Source organism: Amycolatopsis sp. WAC 04182 (assembly GCF_003947465.1).
Lineage (GTDB): Bacteria > Actinomycetota > Actinomycetes > Mycobacteriales > Pseudonocardiaceae > Amycolatopsis.
In genome coordinates this window covers 1,016,049-1,031,596 of the sequence record NZ_QHJJ01000003.1, presented here as the reverse complement: position 1 = coordinate 1,031,596, position 15,548 = coordinate 1,016,049, and the positions used below count along the sequence as shown (strand labels likewise).

14 protein-coding genes are annotated in these 15,548 nt (G+C 69.6%); 8 read left to right on the top strand and 6 right to left on the bottom strand.

What is annotated here, in order from left to right; genetic code table 11:
• Positions 1-93 precede the first annotated feature (93 nt).
• Positions 94-1,119, top strand: coding sequence for a metallophosphoesterase (locus DMH01_RS18595; protein WP_233621584.1), 1,026 nt, complete (start codon positions 94-96; stop codon positions 1,117-1,119).
• A 424-nt stretch (positions 1,120-1,543) separates the two neighbouring features.
• Here the strand turns inward: DMH01_RS18595 and DMH01_RS18590 are convergent, their stop codons facing one another.
• The 3 genes from DMH01_RS18590 to DMH01_RS18580 form a co-directional block, all read right to left on the bottom strand.
• A complete protein-coding gene (locus DMH01_RS18590; RefSeq protein ID WP_125678377.1) occupies positions 1,544-2,629 on the bottom strand; it encodes an iron-siderophore ABC transporter substrate-binding protein in 1,086 nt (361 codons plus the stop codon).
• A gap of 113 nt (positions 2,630-2,742) precedes the next feature.
• Positions 2,743-4,500 carry an ABC transporter ATP-binding protein gene (locus DMH01_RS18585; protein ID WP_125678375.1) on the bottom strand — a complete coding sequence of 586 codons (1,758 nt, stop codon included), beginning with the start codon at positions 4,498-4,500 and terminating at the stop codon, positions 2,743-2,745.
• Positions 4,497-6,182, bottom strand: coding sequence for an ABC transporter ATP-binding protein (locus DMH01_RS18580; protein ID WP_125678373.1), 1,686 nt, complete (start codon positions 6,180-6,182; stop codon positions 4,497-4,499). Before DMH01_RS18580 ends, DMH01_RS18585 begins: the two co-directional genes overlap by 4 nt.
• A gap of 106 nt (positions 6,183-6,288) precedes the next feature.
• On the opposite strand from DMH01_RS18580, the gene DMH01_RS18575 reads away from it, so the two are divergent.
• On the top strand, positions 6,289-7,332 hold the full coding sequence (locus DMH01_RS18575; protein WP_125678371.1) for an iron ABC transporter permease: 1,044 nt from the start codon (positions 6,289-6,291) through the stop codon (positions 7,330-7,332).
• Between the two features lie 163 nt (positions 7,333-7,495).
• Complete coding sequence (locus DMH01_RS18570; protein ID WP_125678369.1) at positions 7,496-8,560, top strand: iron chelate uptake ABC transporter family permease subunit; 1,065 nt, start codon at positions 7,496-7,498, stop codon at positions 8,558-8,560.
• Here DMH01_RS18570 and DMH01_RS18565 read toward each other — a convergent pair.
• Entirely contained in the window at positions 8,541-9,392 is an 852-nt protein-coding gene (locus DMH01_RS18565; RefSeq protein ID WP_125678367.1) for a DMT family transporter, read from the bottom strand. The genes DMH01_RS18570 and DMH01_RS18565 overlap by 20 nt on opposite strands.
• Positions 9,393-9,548: 156 nt before the next feature.
• Here DMH01_RS18565 and DMH01_RS18560 point away from each other — a divergent pair, with 156 nt between their 5' ends.
• The 3 genes from DMH01_RS18560 (at position 9,549) to DMH01_RS18550 (ending at position 12,146) form a co-directional block, all read left to right on the top strand.
• A complete protein-coding gene (locus DMH01_RS18560; RefSeq protein WP_199745529.1) occupies positions 9,549-10,073 on the top strand; it encodes a DinB family protein in 525 nt (174 codons plus the stop codon).
• Positions 10,074-10,090: 17 nt separating this feature from the next.
• Positions 10,091-10,801, top strand: a complete 711-nt coding sequence (locus DMH01_RS18555) for an MBL fold metallo-hydrolase (protein WP_125678365.1) — start codon at positions 10,091-10,093, stop codon at positions 10,799-10,801.
• A gap of 241 nt (positions 10,802-11,042) precedes the next feature.
• The gene (locus DMH01_RS18550) at positions 11,043-12,146 is read left to right on the top strand and encodes an LLM class flavin-dependent oxidoreductase (protein WP_125678363.1); all 1,104 of its coding nucleotides are present in this window, start codon (positions 11,043-11,045) and stop codon (positions 12,144-12,146) included.
• Between the two features lie 5 nt (positions 12,147-12,151).
• Here the strand turns inward: DMH01_RS18550 and DMH01_RS18545 are convergent, their stop codons facing one another.
• The gene (locus DMH01_RS18545; protein WP_125678361.1) at positions 12,152-12,919 is read right to left on the bottom strand and encodes an IclR family transcriptional regulator; all 768 of its coding nucleotides are present in this window, start codon (positions 12,917-12,919) and stop codon (positions 12,152-12,154) included.
• Positions 12,920-12,960: 41 nt separating this feature from the next.
• Here DMH01_RS18545 and DMH01_RS18540 point away from each other — a divergent pair, with 41 nt between their 5' ends.
• Together DMH01_RS18540 and dmpG are read left to right on the top strand one after the other, a co-directional pair.
• On the top strand, positions 12,961-13,863 hold the full coding sequence (locus DMH01_RS18540; RefSeq protein WP_125678359.1) for an acetaldehyde dehydrogenase (acetylating): 903 nt from the start codon (positions 12,961-12,963) through the stop codon (positions 13,861-13,863).
• Positions 13,860-14,894 carry a 4-hydroxy-2-oxovalerate aldolase gene (dmpG, locus tag DMH01_RS18535; RefSeq protein WP_125678356.1) on the top strand — a complete coding sequence of 345 codons (1,035 nt, stop codon included), beginning with the start codon at positions 13,860-13,862 and terminating at the stop codon, positions 14,892-14,894. The genes DMH01_RS18540 and dmpG overlap by 4 nt, the downstream gene beginning before the upstream one ends.
• On the opposite strand, the gene DMH01_RS18530 is transcribed toward dmpG, so the two are convergent.
• Complete coding sequence (locus DMH01_RS18530) at positions 14,885-15,478, bottom strand: TetR/AcrR family transcriptional regulator (RefSeq protein WP_125678355.1); 594 nt, start codon at positions 15,476-15,478, stop codon at positions 14,885-14,887. The two genes, dmpG and DMH01_RS18530, sit on opposite strands and share 10 nt — an antisense overlap.
• Positions 15,479-15,548 lie beyond the last annotated feature (70 nt).

Genomic DNA, 15,548 nt, shown 5'->3' with positions numbered 1-15,548 from the left:
TCAGTCCGTGAAGGCCTCTTGGTCGCTCAAGGAGGCCTTCACGGACTTGCGTTGTTCAGAATTCGGCCATAAAACGTGAGTAGCGTTCGGGTTATGGATCGAAGAGCGTTCATGGTGACCGCCGGTGGTGCGGCGGCAGGGGCAGTGATGCTGCCGGGTCAGGCGGAGGCACAAGGGAAGTGGGGCCCGCACGGGCCGGTCGTGCGCTTCAACGTCTTGAGCGATATCCAGGGCGATCTCACCGACTTCGGCAAGGCGCTCGACGACCTGCACGCGATCAACCCGGGCAGCGCCGGGCTCGGTATCGCGGGTGACCTCACCCCGCGCGGATACGACTTCGAGTACGCGCAGCTTCGCGCGACCTTCGACAAGCACCCGCATCCGCGCGAGGTCGCGTGGGCCATCGGCAACCACGAGTTCTACGTGCCGAAGTGGCGGGATCCCGACACCCTCGCTCAGGAGACCTGGCCCAACGGGACGACCGAGGACTCCCTCTTCCGCAGCTTCTACCGGTTCGCGGGCCGCAACACCGTCTACTCCGAGTCGTCGTTCGGCGGTGTTCCGGTGCTCTGCCTCGGAACCGAGCAGTACGCGAAGTACCACGACCCGAAGCTGTGGGACGAGGTCTGGATGAGCGACCGCCAGTTCACCTGGCTCGAACAACGCCTCCGGTACTGGTCGAACCGGCGTAGCCCGGTGATGGTGCTGACGCATCATCCGTTGCCCAACACCGTTTCCGGCACGCACAACAAGCTCTACCGGTCCGACTACCTCCAGCCCGACAGGCTGCTGTCGATCCTCGGCCGCCACCGGGACGTGTTCCTCTTCTCCGGGCACACGCACTGGGATCTGAACCTGTCGGACTGGGTGGTCCGCCGCGTGGTGCCGGGTACCGGCAACCTCGAAGGGTTCACGGTCGTCAACACCGCCGCCGTGCAGACCGGCTGGACGGATGACGGCAAGGGCGGGGAAGTGTCCCTCGGTGGCGCGTTCAACCAGGGGCTTCAGGTGGAGGTCTCGCCGTTCTCGGTGGTCATCAAGGCCCGGGACTTCACCACCAAGACGTGGCTGAAGCAGATCACCGTTCCGCTGCACAACTCCTGGGGATTCCCGCGCTGATCGGGCGTCGGTACAGCCGTGGGCGGCTCCGAAGGTAGTGAAGGCCTCCTTCCCTACTCTGAGGATCAGTGCCCAGCGAAGTCGTGTTCACAGTGTTCAGAGGCGCTTGGCGCGACCTTCCGGGTTCTTTCTGGTGTCCCCAATGTGGCATTGGAGACACTCAGCGTCTCCAATGCCACATTGGGGGCACCGGACCGACCTGCCGGACCCACACCCAAACCGCGTTCGCCGTATCCCTCAAGCAAGTACTCGGAGGTGTTGCGAAAGCCACTTTCGCAACCTTCAACGTTGCGAAAGTGGCTTTCGCAACACCTCCGGTAGGCACCGCCCTCAGGAAGGCCTCGAAGTACATGAAGGCCCCCTTCCTTGCGCCAGGCGCAAGGAAGGGGGCCTTCATGTACTCGGACGAGCAAGGACAACCGGCTCAGTTGGCCGGTTTGACCTCGGTCTTCGGGTCACCGTCGACCGCGGCGGCGAGCTGCGGCACGATCCGGTCGATCACGAACGGCAGGCTCAGCACGGTCACGAAGGAGACCGCGCTGCCATAGGTGCCTTCGTTCTCGATGAAGACCTCGCGCTTCTCCTTCGACACCTTCAGGCCGCTGTAGAGCGCGTCCTTGCCGAGAATCTCCTGCGCCTTGGCCGGGGTGTCGATGAGCCACACGAGCGCGTCGCGGTCGAGCAGGTCGGTCCGCTCGGCGCTGAGGCTCTTGCCGAACTTGTCACCGATGGCGGCGTCGAGGTCGGCGGGCAGCTTGAAGCCGAGCGATTCCAGGATGTGCGAGCGCCCGTCCTGGCTGCCGTAGACGAAGTAGCCCTCGTAGGTCGAGGCCATCAGCGCCGACTTGCCCGCGAACTCCGGGTGGTCCTTGCGGGCCTGCGCGAACTTGTCCTCGACGCCCTTGACCAGTTCGTTCGCCTTGGTGGAGCGGCCGACGGCCTGGCCGACCTTCTTGGTCGCCTCGTTCCACGGGATGCCGTAGTCGTTGTACTCCTTGGGCTGCGCGACGACCGGGACGCCGATCTGGCTCAGCTTGTCGTACTGCTCCTTGGTGAGCCCGGAGTAGAGCGCGATGATCAGATCCGGCTTGAGCGCGGCGATCTTCTCGTACTGCGGCCCGTCCACGTCCTTGAGGACCTCAGGCAGCGCGGCGCCGCCGAGCTTCTCGGTCGCCCACGGGCCGATGGTGCCGGGGAACTTGCCGAGCCAGTCGGTGACGCCGACCGGGACCACGCCGAGCGCGAGCAGCGCGTCCTGCTCGGTCAGGCCGACCGTGACGACGCGCTTGGGCTCCTGCGTGATGGTGGTGCTGCCGTACTTGTGCTCGATCGTCGTCGGGAACGCGTTCGCGTCGACCGCGGAGCCGGCGGAGTTCTGCGCGGCCGGGGTGGCCGACTCGCCGCCTCCTCCGCACGCGGTGAGCGAGGCGGCCAGCACCAGGGTGGACGCCAGCAGGCCGGCGGTCTTCAGGCGCCCGCGCACGGCGGAGAGGGTGGGGATTCGGGCCATCATCCGTCCTTCGTGATCGGCTGTCCGGCGGAATGCCGGATTAATCGAGGATCAGGTTTGGCTAACCTAAGACGCCGACCGCTTGATTGCAACCGGTGACGGTGCGTCCCGGATCACGTCCGTGAACGGTTGTCCGACCAGGCCGCCCAAAGCGTTGCGTAGTGACCGCCGGAGGCCACGAGTTCGTCGTGTGTCCCGCTTTCGACGATCACGCCCGCGTCGAGCACGACGACGCGGTCCGACGCCGCGGCCTGCGTCAGCCGGTGCGCGACGACCAGACCGGTGCGGCCCTCCAGCGCGGCGGCCGCGGCGGCTTCGAGGGTCTTCGCGCCCGCGCTCCCGGCTTCGGCGGTCGCCTCGTCGAGGATCGCGATCGGCGGATCGGCGAGCACCAGCCTCGCCAGCGCCAGTTGCTGCGACTGGGTGACGGTCAGCTGATGCCCGCCCTCGCCGACCACGGTCGCGAGACCTTCGCCCAGCGCTTCCGCCCAACCGCGCGCGCCGACTTTTTCCAGTGCTGCCAGCAAATCCGCGTCCGAAGCACCGGGCTGGGCGAGCCGGAGGTCGTCCGCGAGTGAACCGGCGAAGACGTGCACCTCCTGGCTGATCAGCGCGACCGCCTGCCGTGTGCCGGACGGCCCGAGTTCGTCGAGCGGGACCCCGCCGACGGAGATCGTCCCCGAAGCCGGGGTGTGGATCCCGGCGATCAGCTTGGCCAGCGTCGTCTTGCCCGCGCCGCTCGCGCCGACCAGTGCGACCCGCTCACCGGGGGAGAGGCTGAGGTCGACGTCCCGCAGCACCGGGTGACCGTCCACATAGGAATGGGAGATGCCCGCCGCCTTCACCGAGGCATCGACGGGTTTCGCGGGCCGTTCGGGTTCGCGCGGCGCGGGAAGGTCGGCGACACCGATCAGTCGGGCGAGGCTCGCGGCGGCCGCTTGCGCGTCGTCGACGAGCGCCAGCGCGGTGTTGATCGGCCCGAAGAGGCTGTGGAAGTACAGCGCCGCCGCGGTCGCCGCACCGACGGTCACGGCGTCGGCGCCCACCAGCAGGAAACCGGCCGCGAGCACGGCCGAGAGACCGACGAACTCGGCCAGATTGAGCCTGGCGAAGAACTTCGTCATGAGCCGGACACCGCGCAGCATCAGGTCCATCGCGCCCTCGGACCGCTGCCGGACCCGCTCCACGTGGGCGTCGGCGAGCCGGAACGCGCGGACGGTCTTCGCGCCGCCGATCGTGTCGAGTAGTTGCTGCTGCTGGGAACCCGTCGCGATCCGCTGCTTCGCGTACAACGGGACGGCGTTGCGGACGTACCAGCGCACGGTGTGCAGCTGGATCGGTGTGGCGAGCAGCGCGGCCAGGAGGAACCGCCAGTCGAGGACGGCGAGCGCGCCGAGGGTCAGCACGATCGTCAGCACCGAGCGGCCCAGTTCGGGCAGGGCTTCGCGGACCGCCCTCGCGACCACCGTGACGTCGTTGGTGACGCGCGCGGTCAGGTCGCCGGAGCCCGCGCGTTCGACCTGTTCCAGCGGGAGGCCCAGCGCCCGGTCGACGAACCGTTCGCGGAGTTCCGCGAGCAGTGTTTCGCCGAGCTTGGCGGTGAGCGAGACACCCAACGCCGTCGCGATGGCCTGGGCGACGGCGACCAGGACCAGTGCCACCACGGGGGTGGTCAGCTCGGTCGCGGGCCGTTTCTCGATGACCAGGTCGACGATATGGCCGAGCAACCGGGCGGTGAACAGCCCGATCGCGGTCGCGCCGACGAGCATCGCCAGCGCCCCGACGGCACGGGCCTTCGAAGTGCGGAGCAGTTCGCCGAGGACCGCGCGGATCCGCTTGCCGTCGGCGGTGGGGAGGAGTTCACGGGTCATGACAGCACCGCCGCGCGGTAGTCAGCGCGATCGCGGGCGAGTTCGGCGTGGCCGCCTTCGCCGGTGATCCGGCCGCCGTCGAGGACGACGACGCGGTCCGCCACGGCGAGCAGGGCGGGGCTCGTGGTCACCAGGATCGTGGTCCGTCCTCGTCGTAGCCGGGCGAGCCCGGTGGCTATCTTCGCTTCGGTCACCGTGTCGACCGCTGTCGTCGGGTCGTGGACGACGAGGACCGGCGCGTCCGCGGCGAGCGCGCGGGCGAGCGCGACACGTTGCCGCTGGCCGCCGGAGAGGGAGCGTCCGCGTTCGGTGACCGCGGTCGCGGTGCCGTCGGGCAAGGCCTCCGCCACCTCGTCCGCTGCCGACGCTGCCAGCGCCTCGTCGGCGGAACGGCCGTCCGCGAGGACGTTTTCCGCCACCGTCCCTTCGAACAGGTCAGCGTCGTGCGCGGCGACCAGGACGACCTCCCGTACCCGTTCCGGGTCCACAGTGGACAGATCGACGCCGTCGACGTGGACCTTGCCCTCGGCCGGATCTCCCGCGCGGCCGAGGCAGTCGAGGAGATCGGTCGCGGCGGCCGGATCCGCGGCGACGACGCCGATCAGCTGCCCGGCCGGGATGTCGAGGTCGACGCCGCGGAGGCTGCCGTACGAGACCTCGGTGAACCGGACGTTCCCGCCGGCGAGGGAAGGGAGCTCGCCGTCGCCCGGTTCGACCGCCACCGGCGTGGTCAGCAGGTCGGCGACCCGGGACGCCGACGCGCGGCCCTGCGCCAGTTCGCCGTTGACCCAGGAGAAGATCAGGAACGGGGTGAGCAGGAACTGGGCCAGCCCCACCGCGGCGACGAGGTCGCCGACACTGATCGCTCCCGACGACGCGAGATGCCCGCCGACGAGGGCGACGATCGCGATGAAGACGCCGGTCAGCGCGAGCACCGCGCCGTCGTGCCAGGCCTTCGCCCGCGCGGCGCGCAAGGTCGCCTTGAGCGAGTCCTGGCTCGTGTCGCGGTAGCGGGCGACCGCGGCGGGTTCGGCGCCGATGCCCTTGAGCACCCGCAGGCCGGACACCAGGTCCGTGGCGACGCCCGAGGCGTGCGCGGACCGTTCCTGTTCGGCTTCGCTGCGGCGCTCCAGGGGCTTGCCGATGAGATGCGCGAGGTACAGCAGCGGCGGTGTGCCCAGGAGTACGAGGAGTCCCAGCGGGAGCGAGATCCGCAGCAGGGCGACGGCGCTGACCAGGACCCCGGCGAGCGCGGCGATCCCGAACGGCAGTGCCGCGTTCACCACCCCGACGCGTTGCGCGTCGCTGGTGCCGATGTTGACCAGTTCGCCCGCGAGCTTGCCCTTGTCGGCGCCACCACCCGGATGCAGGACCCGGCGGCTGATCGCGATGCGGAGGTCGTGCGCCGCCCGCAGCGACGCGCCTTCCGCGGCGCGCGCGGCGAACCGGTAGCTGTAGGACAGTCCCGCGAAGATCACGCCGAGCACGGCGAGCCAGAACACGAGCGTGTCCACCGAACCGCCGTCGACCGCCTGATCGATCACCACGCCGATGATCACCGGGACGAGCGCTTCACCGCCCTGGTGCCCGGCGGCGAGCACGGACGCGAGCGTGACCTGCCGTCGCTGCCCGGAAATCGCCTGCCGCAGGACACTCCGGCTGGTGGTGGCCGTTGCGGTCACCGGCGCCTCCGTTCGTGGTGGGGAAGGTAAGGCTAGTCTAAGTAGGTAGCTCGTTGAGGTGAACTCCGGCGTTCGGTTAGCCTCGCCTCACTCGAAGGAGGGTTCCGTGGTCGTCACCGAACGCCCGCCCGCTGCGGCGTCCCCGCCCAGCGCGGCGGCACGGACGTTCCGCGCCGGCGGTCTGGTGGTCGGGCTCGCCCTGCTGGCGCTGGTGTTCCTGCTCAGTATCTGGGTGGGGTCGAAGAGCATCCCGTTCACCTCGACCTGGTCGGTGCTGTGGCACAACGACGGCTCGACCGAGGCGGTGATCATCCACGACCTTCGCATCCCGCGGACCCTGCTGGGCGTGGTCGTCGGCGTGGCGCTCGGCCTCGCGGGCGCGGTGATGCAGGCGCTCACCCGGAACCCGCTCGCCGACCCGGGCCTGCTGGGGGTCAACACCGGTGCCTCGGCCGCGGTCGTTTCGGGGATCGCGTTCGTCGGGGTCACCGGCGTGCTCGGCTACATCTGGTTCGCCTTCGCCGGCGCGGCGATCGCGTCGGTCGTGGTGTACGTCCTCGGCGCCGCGGGACGCAGCGCCACCCCGGACCGGCTCGTGCTCGCCGGTTCGGCCGTCATGGCCGTGCTCCAGGCCTACATCGTCGGGATCCTGCTGCTGATGCCCGAGACGTTCAACCAGTTCCGGTTCTGGAACGTCGGTTCGCTCAGCGGCCGCAAATGGGACGTGTTCTGGCAGATCTCGCCGTTCGTGGCGGTCGGCGCGGTCATCGCGCTGCTGCTGGCCAGGCCGCTCAACGTCCTCGCTCTCGGCGACCAGACCGGCAAGGCGCTCGGCGCCCACGTCGGCCGCACCCGGGTGCTGGGCGCGATCGTGGTGACCCTGCTCTGCGGCGCGGGGACCGCGGCCATCGGGCCCGTCCTGTTCCTCGGGCTCGCCGTGCCGCACGCCGCGCGCATGCTGGTCGGCCCGGATCAGCGCTGGGTCCTGCCGTATTCGATGCTGCTCGCGCCGATCGCGCTGATCGGCGCCGACGTCGTCGGCCGAGTGCTGAACCCGCCGGAGGAACTGCAGGCGGGCATCGTCGTCGCGTTCCTCGGCGCGCCGGTGTTCATCGCGCTCTGCCGCCGCAGGAAGCTGGCCCGGCTGTGACCGCGGTCAAGTGGTCACCATCGGAAGTCCTTCGGAGGTCTCGACGGCCCAGCTTCCCGCTGGACGCACGGCCGCAAGGTCCGAGTACGACCCGGTACGAGGACCTCGCGGCCGCACGCCCAGCGGAAACCTGGATCCGTCGAATACCCCCGAAGGACTTCCGATGGCAACCACCAAGGAGCACCCACGGATGAGCACCCGCGTCCTGCGCACCCCGGGCGGCGGACTTTCCCTTCGGATCACCCCGCGGGCCGCGATCGTCGTCGCGTTGCTGGCCATCGCCGTGTTCTTCCTCGGCGCGGTCAGCATGACGACCGGCGACTACCCGTTGTCCGTCGGCGAGGTCATCCAGACGCTGTTCGGCTTCGGTGACCGGAGCACCGAATTCATCGTGACCACGTTGCGGCTGCCCCGGCTGCTGACCGCGCTGCTGGTCGGCGGCGCGCTCGCGGTCAGCGGTGCGATCCTGCAGAGCCTGTCCGGGAATCCCTTGGGCAGCCCCGACTTCATCGGTTTCACCGAAGGTGCCGCCGCGGGCGCCTTGCTGACGATCATCGTGGTGCACGGCGGAATGCTCCAGGTGTCCTTGGGCGCACTGGTCGGCGGCGTCGTGACAGCCGCGTTGATCGCCCTGCTCGCGCTGAAGGGCGGCGTGCACACCTTCCGGCTGATCCTCGTCGGGATCGGCGTGAACGCGATGCTCATCGCGTTCAACTCCTACCTGATCACCAGGGCCGCCTGGCAGGACGGCCTCGCCGCACAGGCGTGGCTGGTCGGCGGGCTCAACGGGCGCGGCTGGGAGCACGTCGGCCCGGTCGCGATCGCCATCGCCGTCCTGTTGCCGCCCGCCTTCGTCTACGGCAGAAGGCTTTCCCTGCTGGAGATGGGGGACGACTCGGCCAAGGGGCTCGGCGTGCCGGTGCAGCGGAGCCGGGTCGTGCTCCTCGGGGTCAGCGTCGGGCTGTGTTCGATCGCGACGGCCGCCGCCGGTCCGATCGCGTTCCTGGCGCTCGCCGCGCCTCAGCTGGCGAAGCGGCTCACGCGGTCTTCGGGGCCGGGGCTCGCCGCGGCCGCCTTGATGGGCATGCTCCTGCTGGTGACCAGCGATCTGATCACCCAGCAGTTCCTGGCGGGCTTGCCCGTCGGCCTGGTGACCGGGGCGATCGGCGGGCTGTACCTGGCCTGGCTGCTGGTGTCCCGGCGCGGGGTCAGCCGAGCTGCGCGCTGACCGGCTCGATCGGCGCGGGCTCGCCGAAGCGGGCCAACGCCAGCGCAGCCGAAACCGCGAGCACGAACCCGACCGCCGCCACGGCCGCGAACCCGGGTCGCGTGGTGTCGCCCAGTACGAGCACCCCGATCAGGGACGGGAACACGGTCTCGCCGATCACCATCATCGCGGTCGAAGTCGTGACACTGCCGCGCTGCAACGCGGTGGCGTAGAACAACATCGCCAGCGCGCCCGCCACCCCCAGCGTGTACGTGGCCGGGTCGGTCAGCAGGTCCAGCGGGGCGAGGCTGGTGAGCGCGCGCCCGGAGAGGGCGACCACGCCGAAGCACAGGCCGGCGATCAAACCGAGCGCCGGTGTCCGGATCCGGCGCGACGCGCGCCCGGCGAACATCCCGGCCGTGCCGAGCACCACGACCGCGCCGATCAGCACGAGCCGGAAACCCAGCCCGGTCGACGCCGAGCCCTCGCTCTCCGCCGACATCCCGAGCAACGCGAGCCCGGCGCAGACGACTGCGATCGCCGTCCATTCGCGACGGCCCAACCGGACCCCGAGCGTCCGCGCGGCCACCGCCGTCACGGCGAGACTTCCCGCCAGCGCCGCCTGGACCACGAACAGCGGCAGCACACGCAGCGCGGCGACCTGGGCGACGAACCCGACGACGTCGAGCGCGAGACCCGCGACGAACTTCCACTGCCGCAGCACGCGCACGAGCAGGCGGGGATCGACGCGGTCTTCCGCGCCCGTCGTCGCTTTCGCGGCGATCGCCTGCATCACCGAAGCGACGCCGTACGCACAGGCCGCGAAGAACGCGCAAACCAAACCCCACCACATGAATCACGAGCCTAGCCCTGCGGTGTCCACCCGGAGATCTCACGTGATCAGGCGCGTAACTCACGTGATTGAAGGCGTAACTCGTGAGTTGCGCGCCCAATCACGCGAGTTACGCCTTCAATCACGCGAGTTCGCCGTTTGTGTAGGGTGAGCGACATGTCGAACACGGGTTCGAGCGCGGCCGAGCCGGTGGAGCGCGCTTGGCCGGCGGGGATCGCCGAGGACGAAGCCGGGCTCCAGTGGGACTTCCTGCGTTTCCTCCGCGCGACGGCGGTGAACAAGGTTGCCGGGCTGACCAGGGACCAGGCGGCCGCGACACCGCTGCCGTCGTCCCCGCGGATGAGCGCGCTGGGGCTGCTCAAGCATCTGACCGCCGTGGAGCGCTGGTGGCTTTCGATCGAAGCGGGCGGCGCGGACCTGCCTTCGCTGTGGGAAGGTTCACCGGATCCGAGCTGGGACCTCACCGAGGACGACGACCCGCGTTCGGTCGTCGACGCGTACCGCGCCGAGTGGGCCTTGGCGGAGTCGTCGCTGGCCGGCGTCTCGCCGGACGATCGCGCGCGCAAGTCGGGGAAGTTCACCGTCCGCTGGGTGCTCGCGCACGTCGTCCAGGAGACCGCCCGGCACGTCGGGCACCTGGACATCCTGCGGGAGCTGGCCGACGGGACCACGGGGGAGTAGCGCCGTAAAGTGTCCGCATGGCTGACAGGCTGTACTTCCGGCAATTGCTCGCGGGCCGTGACTTCGCGGTGGGGGATCCCGTCGCGACGCAGATGGTCAACTTCGCCTATCTGATCGGCGACCGGGAAACGAACGAGGCCGTCATCGTCGACCCGGCGTACGCCGTCGGCGATCTGCTGGACCTGCTGGAAGCCGATGGCATGCGGCTGACCGGTGTCCTCGCCACGCATCACCACCCCGACCACGTCGGCGGCGAGATGATGGGCTTCTCGCTGCCAGGGATCGCGGAACTGCTGGAACGCGTCCAGGTGCCGATCCACGTCAACGGCGCGGAGGCCGAGTGGGTCCGCCGGATCACCGGCGTCTCCGGAACCGATCTGCGTTCGCACGACCACGACGAGGTCGTCGAGGTCGGCGCGGTGCCGATCCGGCTGCTGCACACGCCGGGCCACACTCCCGGCAGCCAGTGCTTCCTGGTCGACGGGAAGCTCGTCTCCGGCGACACGCTGTTCCTCGAAGGCTGCGGCCGGACCGATTTCCCCGGCGGCGACGCGGAGGCGATTTACCGGAGCCTGCAGTGGCTGGCCGGGCTGGACGGCGATCCGGTCGTCTACCCGGGTCACCAGTACTCGGCGGAGCCGTCGGCGAACCTGTCGCGGGTGAAGGACACGAACTTCGTGTTCCGGCCGAAGTCGCTGGACGAATGGCGGCTGATGTTCGGCGGCTGACCGCATTCAGTCCTCTCAATGCGGGAAGGTCTCAGCGTCGTCCGCCCGCCTGAGCCCCCGATCGGAGTGTCGCGAAAGCCACTTTGAGGACATCAGATGTCCCGAAAGTGGCTTTCGCGACGCGTTCTTCCCTCTCGCCCCGTGTCCGCATTCAGAGGACTAAATGCGGAAGGTGTCCAGATCGCGGGACGCGAGGCTCGCTGTTTGACCAGTCCGGTGCGGGGAGCCGAAGCTCGGGACCGTGACGCTCAAGCTGCATTGGTTCCTCCCCACCACCGGTGACGGCCGGACGATCGTGGAGCACTTCCACGCCAGCCGCGCCGCCGGTGCCTCCGCCGCCCGCGAGCCGAGCCTCGACTACCTCGCGCAGGTCGCCCGCGCCGCCGAGGCCAACGGTTTCGAAGGCGTGCTGACGCCGACCGGGACCTGGTGCGAGGACGCGTGGCTGACGACGGCCGCGCTGATCCGCGAGACGAGAACCCTCAAGTTCCTGGTCGCGTTCCGGCCGGGGACGACCTCCCCGACGCTGGCCGCGCAGATGGCCGGGACGTTCCAGCGGATCTCGCAGGGACGCGTGCTGCTCAACGTCGTCACCGGTGGCGATGCGGTCGAGCAGCGCCGTTTCGGTGACTGGCACGACCACGACGAGCGTTACGCCCGCACCGGCGAGTTCCTCGAGATCGTCCGTGGGGTGTGGAGCGGCGAACCGTTCGACTTCGACGGCGAGCACCTCAAGGTCGAGGGCGCGACCACGCGCGCGGCGCCGGATCCGGTACCGCCGATCTATTTCGGTGGTTCGTCCGCGGCGGCGCTCCCGGTCGCGGCGAGGCACGCCGACGTCTACCTCACGTGGGGCGAGCCGCCCGCGCAGGTCGCCGAGAAGATCGCGAAGGTTCGCGAGCTCGCCGAGGAACAGGGCAGGAAGCTCCGCTTCGGCATCCGGCTGCACACCCTTTCCCGTGACACGTCGGCGGAAGCCTGGGCGGAGGCGGGAAAACTGCTGGACGCGATCGACCCGGAGCGGATCGCCCACACCCAGAAACAGTTGTCCGGCAGCGAATCCGTGGGCCAGCAGCGGATGGCCGCGCTGCACGGCGGGAAGACCGACGGCGGCGTCCGCGGCTTGGAGGTGTACCCCAATCTCTGGGCCGGGATCGGCCTCGTGCGCGGTGGCGCGGGCACCGCGCTCGTCGGCAGTCACCAAGAGGTGGCCGACCTCATCGAGGAGTACCACGCGCACGGCATCGAGGAGTTCGTCCTCTCCGGCTATCCGCATCTGGAGGAGGCGTACTGGTTCGGCGAGGGCGTGCGCCCGGAACTGGTCCGGCGCGGGCTCGTCGCGTAAAACCCTTACAGAGTCCGGGAAAGAGCCAAAGCGGCGGTCCGCACCGCGGGTGCGACCCGGTTGGTGTGCATGCGATTCGCCCAGCCGGAGATCGACAACGCCGCCACCGCCACACCTTGCGCGTCGAGCAGCGGGCTCGCCGCGCAGACGACGCCGACGCCGGATTCCTCGCGCTCGAAAGCGATTCCCTCACCGTGGATCTTGGCGAGCTGACGGCGCAACAGGCCCGCGGCGGTGATCGTCCGTACGCTGACGCGCGGCAACCCGGCGTCGATCACCTGTGTCACCACGGATTCCGGCGAGAACGCGAGGATCGCCTTGCCGACGCCGGTGGCGTGCGCGGGAAAGCGGCCGCCGATCCGGGACGGCAGTGATGGCGCGTCGGGTCCTCGCAGGATGTCGAGGTAAACGACCTCGGTGCCTTCCAAGACCGCCAGGTGCACGGTGTTGCGGGTCGCCTCGCGGAGATCGGCCAGATACGGCCGCGCCGCCTCGACGAGTCCGCGGCGCCGTACCGCCAGCTGGCCTATTTCGAACAGTTTCAGCCCGAGCCGCAGCGTCGCGTCCTGACGTTCGAGCAGTCCGGTCGCGACCAGATGCCCGGTGAGCCGGTGGACGGTCGATTTCGCCAGACCGGTCCGCCGCGCCAGTTCGGAAACGCCGAGCGCGTCGTCCCCGGGACGGAAGGCCGAGAGCAGCGCGGAGATCCGGGCGGCGACGAGGCCGTCCGCTCCGGTTCGTTCCGGGTCGTCGTTCCGCCCAGCGGCACGCATGGGTTGAGTGTGCCCTATCCGAGCGGGGAGCGTCACCTGACATGGCGCAACGGAAAGCGGTGGCCGCAATCGTCGGTCCCGGGAACATCGGCACCGACCTGCTCGCGAAGCTGAGGCGCAGTGAGCACGTCGAGGTGCGGTACATGGTCGGCGTGGACCCGGATTCGGACGGGCTGGCCAAGGCCGCGGAACTGGGACTGGAGACCTCCGCCGGCGGCGTCGACTGGTTGCTGTCGCGCGACGAGCTGCCGGACCTGGTCTTCGAAGCGACCTCGGCGAAGGCGCATCTGGCGAACGCGCCGCGGTACGCGACCGCCGGGATCCGCGCGATCGACCTGACCCCGGCCGCGGTCGGCCCGTTCACCTGCCCCGCCGTGGGGCTGCCCGAACGGCTGGACGTGCCGAACGTCAACCTCATCACCTGTGGTGGCCAGGCCACGATCCCGATCGTGCACGCGGTGTCGCGGGTGACGTCGGTTCCCTACGCGGAGATCGTCGCGTCCGTCTCGTCGCGCTCGGCCGGGCCGGGCACGCGGGCGAACATCGACGAGTTCACCGCGACGACGGCGCGCGGGATCGAACTCGTCGGGGGAGCGAGCCGCGGCAAGGCGATCATCATCATCAATCCGGTCGAACCGCCGATGATCATGCGGGACACGGTGTTCTGCGCGGTCGACCCGGACGCGGACTTCGCCGCGGTGAGCGAATCCATCCACCGGATGGTCGAGACGGTCCAGGGGTACGTGCCGGGTTACACGCTCAAAGCGGACCCTCAATACGACCCACCCCGGCCAGGGTGGAGCGGGCAGGCGCGGGTCGCGGTGTTCCTGGAGGTCGCCGGGAACGGGGACTTCCTGCCGAAATACGCCGGGAACCTGGACATCATGACGGCCGCGGCCGCCCGCGTCGGCGATCTGCTGGCCACTCAGGAGGTGGCGGCATGAGCTGGGACGACGTGAGCCGGGAGGTCAGGCTCGTCGACACGAGCTTGCGCGACGGCAGCCACGCGATGGCGCATCAGTTCACCGAGAAGAACGTGCGCGACACCGTCCGGGCACTGGACGACGCCAGGGTCTCGCTGATCGAGGTCAGCCACGGCGACGGGCTCGGCGGCTCGACGTTCAACTACGGCTTTTCCCTTGTGGACGAACGGAAGCTGATCGCCGCGGCGGTCGACGAGGCGCGGCACGCGAAGATCGCGGTACTGCTGCTGCCGGGCCTCGGCACGGTCGGTGACCTGCGGGTTGCGGCCGACCTCGGCGCGGGCGCGGTCCGGATCGCGACCCATTGCACCGAGGCCGACGTCTCCGTCCAGCATTTCGGCGCGGCGAGGGAACTCGGGCTGGAGACGGTCGGTTTCCTGATGCTGTCCCATATGTCCACGCCCGAAGCGCTGGCGAAACAGGGCAGGATCATGGTCGACGCCGGATGCCAATGCGTGTACGTCGTCGACTCCGCCGGAGCGCTGATCCTGGAGGACGCCGGTGAACGCGTCGCCGCGCTGGTGGCGGAATTCGGCGACGAGGCCCAGGTCGGCTACCACGGGCACCAGAACCTGAGCTTCGGTGTCGCGAACTCGGTGCTCGCCTATCGGGCGGGTGCCCGGCAGATCGACGGTTCGCTCGTGGCGCTCGGCGCGGGCGCGGGCAACTCTCCGACCGAGGTCCTCGCGGCGACGTTCGAGCGGCTCGGGATCCGTACGGGCGTCGACAAGGACGTGCTGATGGACGCGGCCGAAAACGTCGTGAAGCCCTACATCACGCGGCTACCGGTGATGGACCGGTCGTCGATCGTGCAGGGCTTCGCCGGGGTGTACTCGAGTTTCCTCCTGCACGCGGAACGCGCCGCCGAGCGGTACGACGTCCCGGCGCACGAAATCCTCTATCGCGTCGGCGCCGCGAAATACGTGGGCGGGCAGGAGGACATGATCATCGACATCGCCCTGCAACTGGTCGCCGAACGCGGTCAGGGCTGACGGTCGGCGCCGAGCACGAGGCGGACACAGTGGTCGATCAGGCGCTCGCGGCTCACCTTGAGCGAGCCGTCGAGGTAGGCGATGAACACGTTGCTCAGCGCGCCGACCAGCCCGATCGAGGTCATCTGCCGTTCGGCCGCGTCACCGTGGGACAACTGCCCGCTGACCAGCTCGGCGAACGAGGGGAGGAGCGCGATCCCGCGCGTGGTCAGCGCGGGATCGGTGATCGGCGCGAGCAGGAGCACGCGGCCTTTGCGCGGATCGTCGAGCATCAATTCGACGAAGGCGCGGACCGCGGCCTTCGCCCGTTCGGCGGGTTCGGCCGTGTCGCTGACGGCGTCGACGAGGGCCTGTCGTGCCTGCTCGCCGATGTGCTCGTAGACCGCGACGACGAGTTCCTCGCGGTCGGCGAAGCTCTCGTAGAAATACCGCTCCGTCAGCTTGGCGTGACGGCATACGGCGCGGACGCTCACCCCGGCGCTGCCCTGGGTCCCGAGCAGGTCGAGGCCCGCGTCGACGAGTTGTCCCCGCCGCGCGGCCTTGCGATCGTCCAGGGTCGTGCCTGCCCAGCTGCGGCCGGCCATGATCGGCTCCTCTTGTTGACTACGGCCGTTGTCAACTTTAACCTGACAACAGTTGTGGTCAATTTAACCA